Annotated in this window: 15 protein-coding genes; 9 read left to right on the forward strand and 6 right to left on the reverse strand. The window is 71.6% G+C overall.

Features of this window, described 5'->3' with window-relative positions; translation table 11 throughout:
- Positions 1–106: 106 nt before the first annotated feature.
- Positions 107–562 carry a gamma-glutamylcyclotransferase gene (locus OIE53_RS18395; RefSeq protein WP_327022773.1) on the forward strand — a complete coding sequence of 152 codons (456 nt, stop codon included), beginning with the start codon at positions 107–109 and terminating at the stop codon, positions 560–562.
- Positions 563–690: 128 nt separating this feature from the next.
- Here the strand turns inward: OIE53_RS18395 and OIE53_RS18400 are convergent, their stop codons facing one another.
- The 3 genes from OIE53_RS18400 to OIE53_RS18410 are packed head-to-tail and all read right to left on the reverse strand — an operon-like array spanning position 691 to position 3,057.
- Positions 691–1,428 carry an SCO6745 family protein gene (locus OIE53_RS18400; RefSeq protein ID WP_327022774.1) on the reverse strand — a complete coding sequence of 246 codons (738 nt, stop codon included), beginning with the start codon at positions 1,426–1,428 and terminating at the stop codon, positions 691–693.
- 59 nt (positions 1,429–1,487) lie between these two features.
- Positions 1,488–2,420: a hypothetical protein gene (locus OIE53_RS18405; protein ID WP_327022775.1), complete on the reverse strand. Its 933-nt coding sequence runs from the start codon at positions 2,418–2,420 to the stop codon at positions 1,488–1,490.
- Between the two features lie 4 nt (positions 2,421–2,424).
- Complete coding sequence (locus OIE53_RS18410) at positions 2,425–3,057, reverse strand: MBL fold metallo-hydrolase (RefSeq protein WP_327022776.1); 633 nt, start codon at positions 3,055–3,057, stop codon at positions 2,425–2,427.
- A gap of 119 nt (positions 3,058–3,176) precedes the next feature.
- Between OIE53_RS18410 and OIE53_RS18415 the strand changes: the two genes are divergently transcribed.
- Positions 3,177–4,157 carry a DUF4349 domain-containing protein gene (locus OIE53_RS18415; protein ID WP_327022777.1) on the forward strand — a complete coding sequence of 327 codons (981 nt, stop codon included), beginning with the start codon at positions 3,177–3,179 and terminating at the stop codon, positions 4,155–4,157.
- On the opposite strand, the gene OIE53_RS18420 is transcribed toward OIE53_RS18415, so the two are convergent.
- Positions 4,114–5,358: an amidohydrolase gene (locus OIE53_RS18420; RefSeq protein WP_327022778.1), complete on the reverse strand. Its 1,245-nt coding sequence runs from the start codon at positions 5,356–5,358 to the stop codon at positions 4,114–4,116. The two genes, OIE53_RS18415 and OIE53_RS18420, sit on opposite strands and share 44 nt — an antisense overlap.
- A gap of 454 nt (positions 5,359–5,812) precedes the next feature.
- Positions 5,813–7,396 carry an acyl-CoA mutase large subunit family protein gene (locus OIE53_RS18425; RefSeq protein WP_327022779.1) on the reverse strand — a complete coding sequence of 528 codons (1,584 nt, stop codon included), beginning with the start codon at positions 7,394–7,396 and terminating at the stop codon, positions 5,813–5,815.
- Between the two features lie 210 nt (positions 7,397–7,606).
- Here OIE53_RS18425 and OIE53_RS18430 point away from each other — a divergent pair, with 210 nt between their 5' ends.
- Complete coding sequence (locus tag OIE53_RS18430) at positions 7,607–9,670, forward strand: serine/threonine-protein kinase (RefSeq protein ID WP_327022780.1); 2,064 nt, start codon at positions 7,607–7,609, stop codon at positions 9,668–9,670.
- A 48-nt stretch (positions 9,671–9,718) separates the two neighbouring features.
- A complete protein-coding gene (locus OIE53_RS18435; protein ID WP_327022781.1) occupies positions 9,719–11,383 on the forward strand; it encodes a phospho-sugar mutase in 1,665 nt (554 codons plus the stop codon).
- Between the two features lie 134 nt (positions 11,384–11,517).
- Here the strand turns inward: OIE53_RS18435 and upp are convergent, their stop codons facing one another.
- Positions 11,518–12,150: a uracil phosphoribosyltransferase gene (upp, locus tag OIE53_RS18440; protein WP_327022782.1), complete on the reverse strand. Its 633-nt coding sequence runs from the start codon at positions 12,148–12,150 to the stop codon at positions 11,518–11,520.
- Positions 12,151–12,273: 123 nt separating this feature from the next.
- Here upp and deoC point away from each other — a divergent pair, with 123 nt between their 5' ends.
- The 5 genes from deoC to OIE53_RS18465 all read left to right on the forward strand — a co-directional run bounded on the left by deoC (position 12,274) and on the right by OIE53_RS18465 (position 17,335).
- Complete coding sequence (gene deoC / locus OIE53_RS18445) at positions 12,274–13,290, forward strand: deoxyribose-phosphate aldolase (protein WP_327022783.1); 1,017 nt, start codon at positions 12,274–12,276, stop codon at positions 13,288–13,290.
- 9 nt (positions 13,291–13,299) lie between these two features.
- Positions 13,300–14,724, forward strand: a complete 1,425-nt coding sequence (locus OIE53_RS18450; RefSeq protein ID WP_327027272.1) for an aldehyde dehydrogenase family protein — start codon at positions 13,300–13,302, stop codon at positions 14,722–14,724.
- Positions 14,717–15,541, forward strand: coding sequence for an aldehyde dehydrogenase family protein (locus tag OIE53_RS18455; protein WP_327022784.1), 825 nt, complete (start codon positions 14,717–14,719; stop codon positions 15,539–15,541). The genes OIE53_RS18450 and OIE53_RS18455 overlap by 8 nt, the downstream gene beginning before the upstream one ends.
- A 407-nt stretch (positions 15,542–15,948) precedes the next feature.
- On the forward strand, positions 15,949–16,419 hold the full coding sequence (locus tag OIE53_RS18460) for a BlaI/MecI/CopY family transcriptional regulator (RefSeq protein WP_327022785.1): 471 nt from the start codon (positions 15,949–15,951) through the stop codon (positions 16,417–16,419).
- Positions 16,420–16,429: 10 nt separating this feature from the next.
- A complete protein-coding gene (locus tag OIE53_RS18465) occupies positions 16,430–17,335 on the forward strand; it encodes a M56 family metallopeptidase (protein ID WP_327022786.1) in 906 nt (301 codons plus the stop codon).
- Positions 17,336–17,529 lie beyond the last annotated feature (194 nt).

Raw genomic sequence — 17,529 nt, forward strand, 5'->3', positions numbered from 1 at the left:
CACGACCGCCCCTCGTCCATGCTCACAGTGACTTTCTTCTCCCCGGTACGTGCGACACGCACCGTCGTATTCTCCCCCGAGCGTCCGCCGGGCTATCGTCATCGCCGTGCGTCATTACGCCGCCTACGGCTCGAACCTGGACCCTGCTCGGATGCGCGCCTACTGCCCGCATTCGCCGATGGTGGGCATCGGCTGGCTGGAGGGCTGGCGCCTGACCTTCGCCGGTGAGGATGTCATCGGCTGGGAAGGCGCGGTCAGCACGGTGGTCGAATCGCCCGGCGACCGGGTCTTCGTGGCGCTCTACGACATCCATCCGTACGACGCGGCCCAGCTCGACGAGATCGAGGGGGTCACGGCCGGCACCTACCGGAAGCTGACCGTCCGGGTGTCGACCCTGGACGGCGAGGTGACCGCCTGGGTGTACGTGTTCGACGGCTACGAGGGCGGGCTGCCCACCTCGTGGTATCTGTCCGAGATCGCGAACGCCGCCGAGAAGGCGGGCGCGCCGGACGACTACGTCCTCGAACTGCGGTCCCGCCCCACCGGCACCGCTTCGGCGTAGCGCGTCTCCCACACCCTCAGTCTGCTACCGGCCGCCGACACGGCGGGCGTCGACCCCGGAAACCCGGGTGATCTGTCCCGGTCAGCCCCGCTTTCTTCCCCGGTAGGTAGGACCCCCGGGCCGCACGGTCAGTGTTCGGTGTGGGTCCGGGCTGCGGCCAGCAGTTCCACCAGTTCCGCGCCGCCGGCCGGACCTAGGGCCACGAAGGCGGGTGCCGCCAGGCGGTTGGTCACCGCTTCGGCCCACAGCCGCCGCCGCACCAGCGGCCCGACCGGGGGGTACGGCGGCGGCCACCCGCAGGCGATCGCCCCGCTCTCCCCTTCCGGCCCGGCCAGCACCGCTTCCAGCGGGGTCATCCCGCTGGCCCGTACCGCCACCAGATGGGCACCGGTGAAGTGCTCCCGCAGCAGGCGCAGCCCGGCGGCCAGCCGGGCGGCCGGGGTGACGGCCGGGGAGGGCATGGCCCGCCAGGCCGCGAACAGTGGCATGGCGCTGGCGTCGGCCGCCGCCACGGCCCGCTCCACCAGGTCGACCAGCCGGTCCAGGCGGGGCAGGTCGGCCAGCCGGTCCTCGCCCCAACGGCAGCACTCGGCCAGGCTGGCGGCGGCCACCTCCAGCGGGCGTACCGTCCGGGCGGCCCCCTCCCAGCCGTCGGCCACCGCGTCCGGGGCGATGAAGCCGAGGGCCGCGGCGGCCGTCTCGGCCCGGACGTCCCCCAGGGCACCGGCCCGGCCGGTGATGTAGAAGGCCCAGCCCGAGATGCCGAGCAGCCGGGCCCGTCGCAGGGTGCTGGGACATCGCCCGTACGCCTCACCCAGGGCCAGCACCGCCGGCTTGCTGGCCGCCGCCACCTGTTCCGGCGTCATCCCCGGCCACCCGAGGGTCCGTCCGTCAGGGTGCGCGCCGATGGTCCGTCCATGGGACATCAGTCTGCCGCCCCACCGCCGGACCCGGCATCCTCCTCCTCGGCGTCCAACGCCTCGACCGCGGCTTCGACCTCACCGGTGCGGCGGCGGGCCGCCCCGGCGGCCCGTTCGGCCGCCCGGCGGGCCAGCCGGGCCCGGCTGAGTTCCTGCTCGGCCACCGCCCGACGGCGCTCCAACTCGGCCAACTCCGCTTCCAGCCGGTCCAGGGCGGCCGTGCCGTCCCGCTCGGCCGCCGCCGCGCCCGCCAACTCCTCCTCGGCCCGGTCCTGGTCGGTACGGGCCCGGCCAAGCTCCTTGGCCAGAGCCCGACGGCGGCGCTCGCGCTCCGCGCGGGCCGCCCGCTGGGCCTGTTCGGCCCGCAGCGCCCCGCCCTGGGCGGGCTGTTGCCGCGGGGGTACGGCCGGCGGCTCCTGCCCACCGGTCACCAGGCGCAGTTGGGGCCGGGGCACCTCCCCGAACCCGGCGTAGTGGGCGGAGCGCAGCAGCCGACCGGAGCGGATCTGCTCGGCCACCTGGGCGTCGGACAGGGCGGCGTTCAGGGTCGCCTCGACCTCGGCCAACGGCAGCTTCCCGCTCGACGGGGCCCCCTCGACCTCGGCGGCCAGCCGGCGTACCTCGGTGACCAGGGCGGCCACCACGGCCCGCCGCTGCGCGGACAACTCCCGCAGGCGCGGGCCGCGCAGCTCCCGCTGCGCGGCCCGCAGGGCCTCGGCCAGCTGCACCAGGTCGGCCACCAGTTCGGGCCGCTCCAGGGCCAGCAGGTTCACCAGCCAGGCGGCTACGGTGGGCCGCCGCAGTCGGGCGATCTCCCGGGCGGCACCCGGATCTCCGGCACGGCGGGCCTGGGCCACGGCAGCGTCCCGGGCCGCGACGAACCGGTCCGGCGGCGTCCGGTAGAGCTGCTCGACGAGATCGGGCGCCGATTCGGGCATCGGCTCAGCCGTCGATCCGGCTGCCCGGCTCGAGCCGTCGGTACTCGCTGCCCGACAGGGCGGTGTACTGCCGGTCGAGCACCATCAGGCCGTTCGCGTTGAGCAGGCCCTCGTGCAGGGCGAAGACCCGACGCGGGGCGACCGCGCGGATGAAGTCGACCACCTCGGAGAACTTCGACCAGGGTGCGTGGATCGGCGCGAAGAGGGTGTCCACCTGCACGTCATCGGGCACGAAGAGGGCGTCGCCGGGGTGGTAGACGACCTCGTTGAACAGGTACCCGATGTTGTCGATCACCGGGATGTCGGGGTGGATCACGGCGTGTCGACCGCCGTAGGCACGTACCGGCACCCCGGCGGCGGTGAAGGAGTCCCCGGGGCGTACCGGGCGCAGCGCCTCGGCCGCCTCCCCCAACATGCCGGACAGCGACTCCGGGCCGTGGATGACGAAGGGGCGCCGCTCCAACTGCCGGTTGACCGCCTCGGCATCCAGGTGGTCGGTGTGCTCGTGGGTGATCAGCACCGCGTCGGCGCCGTCCAGCGCCACTGCCGATTCGCTGAATATGCCCGGATCGACGACCAGCACCGCCCCGTCGTGCTCGATCCGCACGCACGAGTGCGCGTACTTGGTGATCCGCATCGTGATGCCTCCCATACCGAATCGTGATGTCTCCAGCGCAGTCTGCCGGAACCCGTCAGGTGAGGCGGCACGTCCCACCTATCGTCCCGCTGCGGCGGGTCCTGGAAAGGGGAACGGGGATGGAACTGCGAGGAGCGCGCCGAGCCGCCACCGCGGCGGTGGGCGCCCTACTGGCCCTGCTGATGCTCGCCGGGTGCAGCAGCGGTGACTCGGGTGGCCACGACTCGGCCGCATCCGACGAGCGGGCCGCCGGACCGGCCATGGCCGAACGGGAGGCGGCCGGTGAGCCGGCCCCGGGCGGAGCCGGTGCGGCGACGGACACCCGGGTCGAGCAACGCGCCATCATCTACACCGGATCGCTGCAGGTCCAGGTGGACGATGTGGAGGTCGCGGCCCGGGAGGCCGTGGCGGTGGCGACCCGAGCCGGTGGCTTCGTCGGCGGTGACCGGCGCCGCAGCGCGGCGGCGGACGCGGTCGCGGAGTTGGAGCTACGGGTGCCGGCCGACCGGTTCCATCCGGTGGTGGAGGAACTCGCCCGGCTGGGCAGCCAGCAACGCCGGACGATCGAGACCCAGGACGTCACCGAGGAGACCGTCGACCTGGACGCCCGGATCGCCACCCAGCGGGCCCGGGTGGACAGCGCCCGGCGGTTGCTGGCCCAGGCCGACTCGATCGGCGATCTGATCAGCCTGGAGAACGAGCTGGGACGCCGAGAGGCCGACCTGGCCTCGCTGGAGGCCAAGAAGCGCCGACTGGCCGACCTGACCGCCCTGTCGACGATCACCGTCTCCCTGGCCGGTCCGAACGCGAGCACCGAGGAGGACGATCAGCTCGGCTTCCTGACCGGGCTCAGCGGCGGCTGGAAAGTCTTCCTGACCTCGATGACCGTGCTGGTCACCGTGCTCGGCGCGGTCCTGCCATGGCTGCTGGTGTTCGGCGTACCGCTGGGGTTGCTCTGGTGGTGGCGCCAGCGGCGGCGCGGCCACCGGCCCACCGAGCCGCCGCTGGTGGCGCCGGTCGGGGCACCGCCACCGCCGGGAGTGACCGGGGGTGGGGTCAGCGCAGCGCCGCCAGTGCCTGGAGCGCGGTCTGCACCATGAGCCGTACCCCGGCCGGGATGGCCCGCTCGTCCACGTCGAAGGAGGGCCGGTGCAGGTCCACGTTGGGACCGGCCCGGCCGACCCCGAGTCGGGCCAGGGCTCCGGGGACGTACTCCAGATACCAGGAGAAGTCCTCACCGCCCATGCTCTGCGGGGTCTCCGCGACCCCCTCCGGGCCGAGGGCGGCGATGGTCGCCGCGGTCAGCACGCTGATCGCCTGAGCGTCGTTGCTGACCGGCGGACGGCCGCGCAGGTACTCGATGTCGACCGTGGCTCCGGTGGGGGCCAGGACGTCCCGGACCACCTGGGTGACGATGTCCGGGGCACCGTGCCAGGTGTCCCGGTCCATCACCCGCAGGGTGCCGGAGGCGGAGGCCTCGGAGGGGATGACGTTGTACTGGGTGCCGGCGGAGGCGTGGCCGAAGACCAGCAGCAGGCCGCTGTTCGCCGGCACCCGGCGGCTGACCAGGGCGGGTACCTCGGTGACCAGCCGACCCAGGGCGTCGACCAGGTCGACCGTCAGGTGTGGACGAGCGGTGTGGCCGCCCGGCCCGGTCAGCCGTACGGTGACGTTGTCGGCGGCGGCCGTGATCGGGCCTACCCGCAGGCCGATCCGGCCCACCGGCAGGCTCGGGTCGCAGTGCAGCGCGAAGATCTGCACCACGTCCTCCAGGCCGCCGGCCTCGATCACCTCCAGCGAGCCGCAGGGCAGGATCTCCTCGGCGGGCTGGAAGATCAGCCGGACCCGGCCCGGCAGCTCGCCCTGGTCGGCGAGCTGGGCCAGCATCATGCCGACGCCGAGCATGACCGTGGTGTGCACGTCGTGACCGCAGGCGTGGCAGACCCCGTCCACTGTGGAGCGGTACGGGACCTCCTTGGCGTCGGCCAGCGGCAGCGCGTCGATGTCGGCGCGCAGGGCGACCACCGGGCCGTCCGGGCGGCCGTTGATGTCGCAGATGACCCCGTTGCCCTTGGGCAACAGGCGCGGGCTGAGCCCGGCCAGGGAGAGTTCCCGGGCGATCAGGGCGGCGGTCTCGAACTCCTCGCCGGACAGCTCCGGATGCGAGTGGAGGTGACGGCGGGTGGCGATCAGGCCCGGCACCCGCAGCGCGAGCAGGTGGTCCAGCTCGGCGGGCAGGGGCTGACCACCGGGCGGCGGAACCAGCTGCTCGCCGGCGGGCATCGTCAACGCAGTCGTCACGTCGAAATCTCGATCACTAGAGATGGATGGATCATCGGGGACAGCAGACAGGGTAGACCTTCGATGGTAACTCTGCGCAACTTCGTTCCGGTGATGGTCGGACCGCACAGCGTCACGTATGCCCTGCTGAGAGCCACCAGAGCGGAGCGAGACAGCAGGTAGATCGCCGTTGAACGACCTCATCCGCCCCCCCACCTCCTACAACCTGTAACCGGCTAACCGAGCCGAAAATCCCTCCACGGGTTTTCCGAATTGTCGCATTAGTCGCTCGATCAACTGACCCTACGACAATTACCCGACCACAGCCGGCGATGAGCGCACCGTGGCACGTTCACACGTACGGTCGCCCCCCGACCGGACACGGTGTGCGGCAGAGATCAGCCGGGAGGGCCCGCCGGAGGCCTGCCGAACGGCATACCCCGCCCGGCGGCCGTCCACGCAGCGCTACGGAAAGTCAGAACCGGTCGGTCGGCTGGTAACGGCCCCACACCTCGCGCAGGGCCCCGCACACCTCACCGACGGTGGCCCGCAGCCGCAGCGCCTCCTTCATCGGGTACAGCACATTGGCGCTGCCCTTGGCGGCATCCTGGAGGTCCGTCAGGGCCTGCTGCACGGCGGCGTTGTCCCGCTCGGCGCGCAGCTTGGCCAGCCGCTCGGCCTGGGCCGCCTCGATAGCCGGGTCCACCCGCAGCGGCTCGTACGGCTCCTCGGCGTCGACCGTGAACCGGTTGAGCCCGACCACCACCCGCTCCCCCGAGTCGATCTCCTGGGCGATCCGGTACGCGGACTGCTCGATCTCCCGCTTCTGGAAGCCCGCCTCGATCGCCTCCACGGACGAGCCGTGCTCGAAGACCCGGGCCATCAGGGCGTCCGCCGCCGCCTCGATCTCCGAGGTCATCGCCTCCACCACGTACGACCCGGCGAAGGGGTCGACCGTGGCGGTCAGGTCCGTCTCGTACGCCAGCACCTGCTGGGTCCGCAGGGCCAGCCGGGCCGCCTTCTCGGTGGGCAGGGCGATCGCCTCGTCGAAACTGTTGGTGTGCAGCGACTGGGTGCCGCCGAGCACCGCCCCGAGCCCCTGCACGGCCACCCGGACCAGGTTCACCTCAGGCTGCTGGGCGGTCAGCTGCACCCCCGCGGTCTGGGTGTGGAACCGCAGCATCATCGACTTGGGGTTCTTCGCCCCGAACTCGTCGCGCATCAGTCGGGCCCAGATCCGCCGGGCCGCCCGGAACTTGGCGACCTCCTCCAGCAGGGTGGTCCGGGCTACGAAGAAGAACGACAGGCGGGGGGCGAAGTCGTCCACAGCCAGCCCGGCGGCGATCGCGGCCCGGACGTACTCGACGCCGTTGGCCAGCGTGAAGGCGATCTCCTGCACGGGGGAGGCCCCGGCCTCGGCCATGTGGTAGCCCGAGATGGAGATGGTGTTCCACTTCGGCACCTCGGACCGGCAGTAGCCGAAGGTGTCCGCGACCAGCCGCAGGGAGGGCTTCGGCGGGAAGATGTAGGTCCCCCGGGCGATGTACTCCTTGAGGATGTCGTTCTGGATGGTGCCGTTCAGGGCAGCGCCCGGCACCCCGTTCTCCTCGGCGACCAACTGGTAGAGCAGCAGCAGCACCGAACCGGGGGCGTTGATCGTCATCGAGGTGGAGACCTGGTCCAGCGGGATGCCGTCGAACAGCAGCCGCATGTCCTCGATCGAGTCGATGGCCACCCCGACCTTGCCCACCTCGCCGGAGGCGATCGGGTCGTCGGAGTCGTACCCCATCTGGGTGGGCAGGTCGAAGGCGACCGAGAGACCCATCGTCCCGGCCCGCAACAACTGGTGGTACCGCGCGTTGGACTCGGTGGCGGTGCCGAAACCGGCATACTGGCGCATGGTCCACGGGCGAGAGGTGTACATCGTGGGGTAGACCCCACGGGTGTACGGATACTGGCCCGGGGTGCCCAGTCGGGAATCCAGGTCACCGGGAAGGTCGTCCGCCGTGTAGACGTCCTTGACAGGGAAACCGGATTCGCTCAACCGCCGTTCACTCATCACCGGATGGTAGGCCGAACAGGCCGATCAGCGGGGTGAGGGGGGACACACATTCCCAGGTCGAAAGCGCAATGACGAGAGGTGAGGGGCCACACACGTACCGTTCGGTACGGTAAACGTCCGTCGCGGCGGGTTTCGCATCGGGCGTCTGAACCAGCAAGATAGGGGGGTTGTGTCCCAGCCCTCTCGACTTCCCCCGGTGGCTTTTCTGTGACTCAGATCCCAACGTGGAGCGGCGGACCAGTCAGCACTCCCACCAATGGACGCGCGACACCCGGCACCCTCATCGGTGACCGCTACTCGCTGCGATCGGCGGTGGGCAACGGTGGCATGGGCACGGTCTGGCGAGCCACAGACACGCTGCTGCGCCGCGACGTGGCCGTCAAGGAGGTCGTCCTCCCGCCGGGGCTGGCCCCCAGTGACCGCGACGCGATGTACGAACGCACCCTGCGTGAGGCCCGCGCCGCCGCCGCCATCGCCCACCCGGCCGTCGTGCAGGTGTACGACGTGGTGACCGAGGCGGGTCGGCCCTGGATCGTGATGGAGCTGCTGGACGCCCGCAGCCTCGCCGACATGGTGATCGAGGACGGGCCGATCGCCCAGCGGGTGGTCGCCAAGATCGGCATTGCCCTGCTCGGCGCCCTGGAGGTGGCCCACGCGATCGGTGTGCTGCACCGCGACGTCAAGCCGGCCAACGTGCTGATCTGCTCCGACGGGCGCTGCGTGCTCACCGACTTCGGGGTGGCCCGGATGCCCACCGACGTGCAGCTCACCACGCCGGGCATGGTGCTCGGCTCACCGCACTTCATCTCGCCCGAGCGGGCCATGGGGCAGGAGTTCGGCCCGCCCAGCGACCTGTTCTCCCTCGGCGTGACCCTCTACACGGCGGTGGAGGGTCGACCCCCCTTCGACCGGGGTGACCCCATCGAGACCATGCACGCCGTGGTCGAGGACCCGCCAGCCCCGCCGCAGCGCAGCGGCCCGCTGACCCGGGTGCTGATGGGCCTGTTGGAGAAGGATCCGGCCCGCCGACTGGACGTGCACACCGCCCGCGCCATGCTGCGTGAGCTGCTCGCCGGCCCGCTCAGCAGCAACGCCGCCGCGGTCAACTCGATGACCGACCCGTACTCCGTGATGCAGATGCCGCAGCAGCCCGCGGCGATCAGCGCCCCACCCACCCCAACCAAGGACAAGCCCTCCGGCCAGATCGGCGGCTCGGCGATGCTGGCCCCTGGCGAGTCACTGACCGACCGGCTGGCCGCGCTGCGCCGGGGCGAGCGCCCCGGTCAGGTCACCCCGATCAGCGCCACCGCGTCGGAGGCGACCAGCGCCGACGCCCTGGCCCGACCGGCCCCGCACGGCCTGATGTCCCCGCCCCCGGTCGGCCGCACCTACGGCGGGGCCGACGCCACCCAACACTTCGGCGGGGCGGAGGCGACCCAGCGGTTCGGTGGCGCGGACGCCACCCAGCGGATCGGCGCGGACGCCACCCAGCAGGTCGGGCCGATGGCCTTCGGGTATGGCGGCGGGGCACCGGAGGCCACCCAGCGGGTCGGCGGTGACTACGGCGGCCAGTGGCCGGCCGCGCCCAGCCAGCCGTACGGTGCCCGGCCTACCCCCGCCGGCGGCAGCCCGATGGACAAGGCGAAGGCAGCCGGCACCCAACTGGTCGACACCGTCAAGGGCTGGCCGCGCAAGATGCAGCTCGCCGCAGCCGGCGGCCTGGTGCTGATCCTGCTGATCGGCATCGTGACACTCTCCGGCGGCGACGACCCGCCACCGACCACCCCGGTCGCCGACCCCTCCTCCTCCGCCGACGCCGGTCCCGGCATCGAGATGCAGGAGCACTCGGGGCGCGGGGTGCAGGTGCTGGTGCCCAAGGGCTGGAAGAAGGCCACCGGCGGCCTCTACGTCGACTACACCGATCCCGAGGACAGCGGCCGACGGGTACGCATCCTCAACGAGGAATGGCGTGGCGACTCGACCCGCTGGGCGGAGGTCGCCGAGGACGGCCTGAAGACCCGGTCGACAAGCTGCGCCAAGCCGTACAACCAGATCTCGATGGAGCAGAAGGAGCTGGCCGGCAAGCCGTCGGCCGAGTTCGAATACACCTGCGGCAAGGGCGACAGCATGCGGCACGGGATTTGGCAGGGGGTGGCCCACGAGGGCCGGATGTACTCCTTCTACCTGACCGCGACGGACTCCCGCTTCGAGGAGAGCAAGCCGATCTACGAGGAGATGGTGAAGTCGTTCCAGCTCACCAACGCCGGCTGAGTCGGGGCGAGGGTCCGTGGTGATCCGCCGTCGTGCTATCAAGAGCCAATGGCGGCGGACACCGAAGACCTTGACAGCATTCGCGAGCGGGCCGAGCGTTGGCTCGCCGACGATCCGGACCCGGCCGACCGGGCGGAACTACAGGCGGTGCTCGACGATCTTCCGGCCAGCGCCCCGGAGCTGGCCGACCGGTTCGCCGGACCGCTGACCTTCGGCACCGCCGGGCTCCGTGGCCCGCTGCGCGCCGGCCCGAACGGGATGAACCTCGCCGTGGTCACCCAGGCCGCCGCCGGGCTGGTCGCCTGGCTGGCGGCCCAGGGTGGCACCGGTCCCCTGGTCATCGGGTACGACGCCCGTCACCGTTCCCGCGAGTTCGCCGAGCGGACCGCCCAGGTGGCCACCGGGGCGGGACGGCCCGCCCTGCTGCTCCCCCGACCCCTGCCCACCCCGGTGCTCGCCTACGCGGTCCGGCAACTCGGGGCGGTGGCCGGGGTGATGGTCACAGCCAGCCACAACCCGCCCCAGGACAACGGCTACAAGGTCTATCTCGGTGCCGAGTTGGGTGGCCCACTGGGCGCCGGGGCACAGATCGTCCCCCCGGCCGACGCCGGCATCGAGGCCGCCATCCGGGCGGTCGGCCCACTCGCCGAGGTGCCGCTGGGCCCGCCTGGCCAGCTCCTCGGTGACGACCTGGTCGCCGGGTACGTGGCCCACGCGGTCGAGGTGCTGCCGGCGTACGGTCCACGCGAGCTGCGGGTGGCGTACACCCCTCTGCACGGTGTCGGTGCGGCCGTACTCACCGCGGCCTTCGCCGCCGCCGGGTTCCCGGTGCCCGGGGTGGTGCCCGACCAGGCCGAACCGGACCCGGACTTCCCGACCGTCAGCTTCCCCAACCCGGAGGAGCCCGGCGCGGTGGACCTGCTGGTCGCGCTCGCCGAATCGACCGATGCCGACCTGGCCATCGCCAACGACCCCGACGCCGACCGCTGCGCCGTGGCCGTACGCAGCGAGCAGGGTTGGCGGATGCTGCGGGGCGACGAGGTGGGGGTGCTGCTCGCCGACCATCTGATGCGGCGCGGGGTGACCGGCCTGTACGCCACCACCATCGTGTCCTCGTCGCTGCTGCGGGCCATGTGTACCGCCCGGAACCTGCCGTACGGCGAGACGTTGACCGGGTTCAAATGGATCGTCCGGGCCGGTGGCGGGGCCGACCCGCTGGTCTTCGGCTACGAGGAGGCCCTCGGCTACTGCGTGGCCCCCGAGCACGTCCGGGACAAGGACGGCATCACCGCCGCCCTGACGGTCGCCGAGTTGGCCGCCGGCCTCAAAGCACAGGGTCGTACCCTCACCGACCGGCTGGACGAGTTGGCCGCCGGGTTCGGCGTGCACCACACCGACCAACTCTCCGTACGCGTCGACGATCTGCGCCTGATCGCCGACGCGATGGCCCGGATCCGCGCCACCACCCCGACCACCCTGCTCGGCCACCCGATCACCGAGGCACAGGACCTGCTCCCCGAGGCGGACGTGGTCATCCTGCGTACCGACACCGCCCGGGTGGTGATCCGCCCCTCCGGCACCGAACCCAAACTCAAGGCGTACCTGGAGGTGGTGGAGCCAGTCACCAACGGCGAGGTAGCTGCAGCCCGCTCCCGCGCCGCCCTGGCGGTTTCGGCGCTCCGCACCGAAACCGCCACCGCCCTAGGCATCTAACCCCCTCCTCCCCCCTCCCCCGCGGGCCCCCTATTCACCCCGTTGATCATGAGGTTGACGGCAGCGTAGAGATCAACGACTGCCGCTAACCTCATGATCAACGCGCGTAGAAAAGGGGGAGGCCAGGGGGTGGGTTAGAAGCGGGGCATGCCGCCGAATTGGCGGTCGCCGGCGTCGCCCAGGCCGGGGACGATGAACTTGCTGTCGTTGAGGCCCTGGTCGATGGAGGCGGTTACCAGGCGTAGGGGAAGGTTGGAGCGCTTGAGGCGCTCGATGCCGGCCGGGGCGGCCAGTACGCAGAGCACGGTGATGTCGGTGCAGCCGCGCTCGGCCAGCAGTCGGCAGCAGTGCTCCAGGGAGCCGCCGGTGGCCAGCATCGGGTCCAGGACCAGCACCGGCAGGCCGGTCAGGTCCCGGGGCAGCGACTCCATGTAGGCGCGCGGCTCGAAGGTCTCCTCGTCACGGGCCAGGCCGACGAAGCCCATGGATGACTCCGGCAGCAGCCCCAGCGCAGCGTCGGCCATGCCGAGGCCCGCTCGCAGCACCGGCACCAGCAGCGGGGGGTTGGCCAGCCGGGTGCCCTCGGTGGCGGTCACCGGGGTCTGCACCGGGTAGTGCTCGATCGGGAAGGAGCGCGCCGCCTCGTACACCAGCATGGTGGTGAGTTCGTGCAGGGCCGCCCGGAAGGAGGAGGAATCGGTCCGTTCGTCCCGCATGACGGTCAGCCGAGACTGGGCGAGCGGGTGGTCAATGACGTGTACGTCCACGATCGCTCAACCTACCCGGCGCCGGGGGCGGCGCGGGGGTCACCGGCGCTACCAGCGATCCCGCTCACCGATGGAGTGCATTGGTCAAGATCACTAGCCGACCCTCTGCGTAGACTTCGGGACATGACGGCGACAGCGACGTCGGCCCGCTCGGACCTTACCGAGCTGGGACGATCCGAGACCGCTCTGCGTACCTTCCTGCATGGTCTTCCTGGGGTGGACCAGGTCGGGGCAGAGCAGCGGGCGGCCCAACTCGGCACCCGCTCCATCAAGACCACCGCCAAGGCCCAGGCCATCGACCTGGCTATCCGAATGGTCGACCTGACCACGCTGGAAGGCGCGGACACCCCGGGCAAGGTACGCGCCCTGGCCGCCAAGGCGCTGCGCCCCGACCCGGCCGACCCCACCTGCCCGCATGTCGGCGCGGTCTGCGTCTACCCCTCGATGGTCCCGTACGCGGCCGAGGTGCTGCGCGGGTCCGGGCGGCCATCCGGCGGATCGGGACAGGCCGACGGTGCCGCACCCGCCGGACCTGGCGTGGTGCACCTGGCCAGCGTGGCCACGGCCTTCCCGTCCGGGCAGGCACCGCTGGAGGTCAAGCTCGCCGACACCCGGGCCGCCGTCGAGGCCGGCGCGGACGAGATCGACATGGTGATCAACCGGGGAGCCTTCCTGACAGGCCGGTACACCGAGGTCTACGACGAGATCGTCGCGGTCAAGGAAGCCTGCGGGGACGCCCACCTCAAGGTGATCCTGGAGACCGGCGAGTTGGGCACGTACGACAACGTGCGCCGCGCCTCCTGGCTGGCGATGCTGGCCGGCGGCGACTTCATCAAGACCTCCACCGGCAAGGTCCCGGTCGCCGCCACCCTGCCGGTGACCCTGGTGATGCTGGAGGCGGTCCGGGACTTCCGCGCCGCCACCGGGCGGCAGGTGGGCGTCAAGCCCGCCGGTGGCATCCGGACCACCAAGGACGCCATCAAGTACCTGGTCATGGTCAACGAGACCGTCGGGCCGGACTGGCTGCACCCGGACTGGTTCCGTTTCGGCGCCTCCAGCCTGCTCAACGACCTGCTGATGCAGCGCACCAAGCTGACCACCGGTGTCTACGCCGGCCCCGACTACTTCACCCTGGACTGACACATGGGTCTGTTTGAATACGCTCCGGCGCCCGAATCGCGCGCGGTCGTCGACATCAAGCCGTCCTACGGCCTGTTCATCGACGGCGAGTTCGTCGACGGCGAGGATCGCAACAAGACGATCAACCCCGCCTCCGAGGAGGTGCTCGCCGAGGTCACCTGGGGCGGCGCCGAGGACGTGGACCGCGCGGTCCGTGCCGCCCGGAAGGCATACGACAAGGTCTGGGGGCCGATGCCGGGCCGGGACCGGGCCAAGTACCTGTACCGGATCGCCCGGATCATCCAGGAACGCTCCCGCGAGCTGGCCGTGCTGGAGTCCCTGGACAACGGCAAGCCGATCAAGGAGTCCCGGGACGTCGACCTGCCGCTGGTCGCCGCGCACTTCTTCTACTACGCCGGCTGGGCCGACAAGCTGAACCACGCCGGGTTCGGCCCGAACCCGCAGCCGCTCGGGGTGGCCGCCCAGGTCATCCCGTGGAACTTCCCGCTGCTGATGCTGGCCTGGAAGATCGCCCCGGCCCTGGCCGCCGGCAACACCGTGGTGCTCAAGCCGGCCGAGACCACCCCGCTGACCGCGCTGCTGTTCGCCGAGATCTGCCAGCAGGCCGACCTGCCGCCCGGCGTGGTCAACATCGTCACCGGTGCCGGCGAGACCGGTCGTGCGCTTGTCGAGCACGAGGGCGTGGACAAGGTCGCCTTCACCGGCTCCACCGAGGTCGGTAGGGCCATCGCCCGGTCGGTGGCCGGCAGCCGCAAGAAGCTCACCCTGGAGTTGGGCGGCAAGGCGGCCAACATCGTCTTCGACGACGCCCCGGTCGACCAGGCCGTCGAGGGCATCGTCAACGGCATCTTCTTCAACCAGGGGCACGTCTGCTGCGCCGGTTCCCGGCTGCTGGTCCAGGAGTCCGTCGCCGAGCAGGTGCTGGAGTCGCTCAAGCGCCGGATGGCCCAGCTGCGGGTCGGTGACCCGCTGGACAAGAACACCGACATCGGGGCGATCAACTCGGCCGCCCAGCTGGCCCGGATCCGGGAACTGACCGAGGCCGGGGCCGCCGAGGGGGCCGAGCAGTGGTCGCCGTCGTGCGAGCTGCCCGAGCGGGGCTTCTGGTTCGCGCCGACCATCTTCACCGGGGTCACCCAGGCACACCGGATCGCCCGCGAGGAGATCTTCGGCCCGGTACTGTCCGTGCTCACCTTCCGCACCCCGGCCGAGGCCGTGGAGAAGGCCAACAACACGCCGTACGGGCTGTCGGCCGGGATCTGGACCGAGAAGGGTTCCCGGATCCTGTGGACGGCCGACCGGCTGCGCGCCGGAGTGGTCTGGGCCAACACGTTCAACAAGTTCGACCCGACCTCGCCGTTCGGCGGCTACAAGGAGTCGGGCTACGGTCGCGAGGGCGGCCGGCACGGGCTGGAGGCGTACCTCAATGTCTGAGCGGATCGCGGTACGCAAGACGTACAAGCTCTTCATCGGCGGGAAGTTCCCGCGTAGCGAGTCGGGACGGTCGTATCTCGTGCAATCCGCGAACGTGTCGCTGGCCTCCCGCAAGGACGCGCGGGACGCCGTGATCGCCGCCCGCGCCGCTGTGAAGGGCTGGGCCGGGGCCACCGCGTACAACCGGGGTCAGATCCTCTACCGGGTCGCCGAGATGCTGGAGGGCCGCCGCGAACAGTTCGTGGCCCTGGGCGTACCGGCCGACGAGGTCGATGCCGCGACGGACCGCTGGGTCTGGTACGCGGGCTGGGCGGACAAACTGCCCCAGGTGTACGGCGGCGCCAACCCGGTCGCCGGGCCCTACTTCAACCTCTCCGCCCCCGAGCCGACCGGGGTGGTGGCGGTGGTGGCCCCGGAGGCACCCGCCCTGCTGGGCCTGGTCAGCGTGATCGCCCCGGCGATCGTCACCGGCAACACCGTGGTGGTGGCCGCCTCCCCGACCGCCCCACTGGCCGCGGTGACCCTGGCCGAGGTGCTGGCCACCTCAGACCTGCCGGGCGGGGTGGTCAACATCCTCACCGGACGGCTGTCCGAGACCGTGCCCACCCTGGCCGCGCACATGGACGTCAACGCGATCGACCTGAGTGGGGTCACCGACGCCGAACTGGCCGCTGAGCTGGAGGTGAAGGCGGCGGAGAACCTCAAGCGGGTGCTCCGACCGGTGTCGGCTGATCACGACTGGACTGCCGATCCCGGGGTGGGGCGGATGACTGCGCTGGTGGAGACGAAGACGGTGTGGCATCCGAAGGGGGTCTGATTCTGGGGGTTTCCGGGGGAGCCCACCGCTCCGGGCGGTCAGGCTTGATCCCTGCGCGGGTGGGCTCCCCCTTCGCGCGCAAAAACGCCGAAGTTGCGGTGTGCGGGCTGGATTGATACCGCAACTTCGGCGTACTTGCTAGGCCTGTTCGCCGCGATGCCGACCACAGGGACCCCACTTGTCGGATTGGCCCGGCGGTCGCGGAACAGGGCAGAAGTTGCTGGATGGGCGCTCGGTCGATATCGCAACAACGCCGAAGTTGCAGCATGCGCGCCCTGTCGACACCGCAACAACGGCGTACTTGCACTCGCCGGGCGGGGTGGCAGGGCGGGCGGTGGGGTCAGCAAGCGTGGGATGGGGGTGGTTGGGGCGGGCGGGGGGTCTACTACGGGGGGTAGGATTTTAGGGTGACTCGGCTGGGTGATCTTGAGCGTGCGGTGATGGACGTGTTGTGGGACACGGTGCCCGCCAGGTCGGACGGGGTCACGGTGCGCGAGGTGGCCGATGCCCTGGCCGGGCGCGAGCTGGCGTACACGACGGTGATGACGGTGCTCGATCGACTCGCCGGCAAGGGCATGGTGCAGCGCGAACGGGAGGGCCGGGCCTGGCGCTATCGCGCGACGGCCAGCCGGGAGGCGCACATCGCCCAGCTCATGCTCGACGCCCTCGATCTCGGCGGCAGCCGGGACGCGGCGCTGGTCCGGTTCGCCCGTTCGGTCACCGGCACGGAGGCGGACGTGCTGCGCGCCGCTCTGGCGGCGGAGGCCACCGCGAACCCGGCGGCTGAGGAAGTCGGCGGTCTGACCGACCGGATCGAGGTGCCGCCGGTCGACCGGGCGAGCCGCCCGGGCCGGGCGGGCGAGAGCGCGGAGCGGTAGGGGCGACGTCGTGGCCTACGCTCTGCACTTCACCGCCGCGATGCTGGCCTGTTGGCTGCTCGCGCAGGTTCTGGCCCGTTCCACCTGGACCTGGCGTAGCCCCGGGGTGGCGATCCTCTGCTGGCAGGCGATCGGCCTGGGCGCCGGGCTGTCCGCGATGGGGATGCCGATCGCGCTCGGTCTGGCGCCGTACCAGATGGGCACCGGCAGCGCCCTGCTGGCGCTGGCCAGGGATCTGTGGCACAGCACCCTGCCGGCCGGTCTGGGCGTGCTGCACCTGGGCCTGGTGGGCATCGGCTTCGGCATCGGTGCGGTGCTGCTGACCACGACGGTACGCAGCATCCACGGCACGGTACGGGCCCAGCGTCGGCACCGGGAGTTGCTGACTCTGGTGGCGCGGCGGGATCCGGCGGTGCCCGGAGCACTCGTGCTCGACCATCCGAGTGCGGCCGCGTACTGCCTGCCGGGGGTACGCCCCCGGGTGGTGGTCAGCGCCGGGGCACTGGACCTGCTCGATCCGGCGGAACTGGAGGCGGTGCTGGCCCACGAGCGGGCCCACGCCCAGGAGCGGCACGATCTGGTGCTGCTGCCCTTCACCGCGCTGTGTCGGGCGCTGCCCTGGCTGCGCTGGGTCCGTCAGGCGCACGAGCGGGTCGGCCTGCTGGTCGAGATGCGCGCGGACGACAAGGCCCGGGAACAGCACGCGGACGCCCCGCTGGCCGGTGCCCTGCGCCGGTTCGCCGCCGCCGGTGACCGGATCACCCCGGCCGGCACCCTGGGCCTGGGCGATCGGGATCTGGACGTACGGATGCAGCGGCTGCTGGTCGTCGGACGCCCGCCCCGACTGCTCGGCGCTGCCGCGCTGGCGGTCACCGGCACCGCCGCCTACCTGCCGATCGGCCTCTTCCTGAGCTGAGCGCCGCACCGCCCGACCGGGAGCCCCCGGCCGAGCACCTCGCAGCAGCAGTGCGGCGTCACTGACCGTGACCAACGCCGCAGCCAGCGCCCCGACCCTGCGTCTGTTGGGCTGGCTCGCAGTACCGTTGCTGCCGGCACTACTAGGCTTTCAGGCGATGTGCTGGTGGATTTTCCGAGGACGAACCGAGGGTA

Origin of the sequence: Micromonospora sp. NBC_01739 (assembly GCF_035920385.1) — a bacterium.
Taxonomy (GTDB): Bacteria; Actinomycetota; Actinomycetes; order Mycobacteriales; family Micromonosporaceae; genus Micromonospora.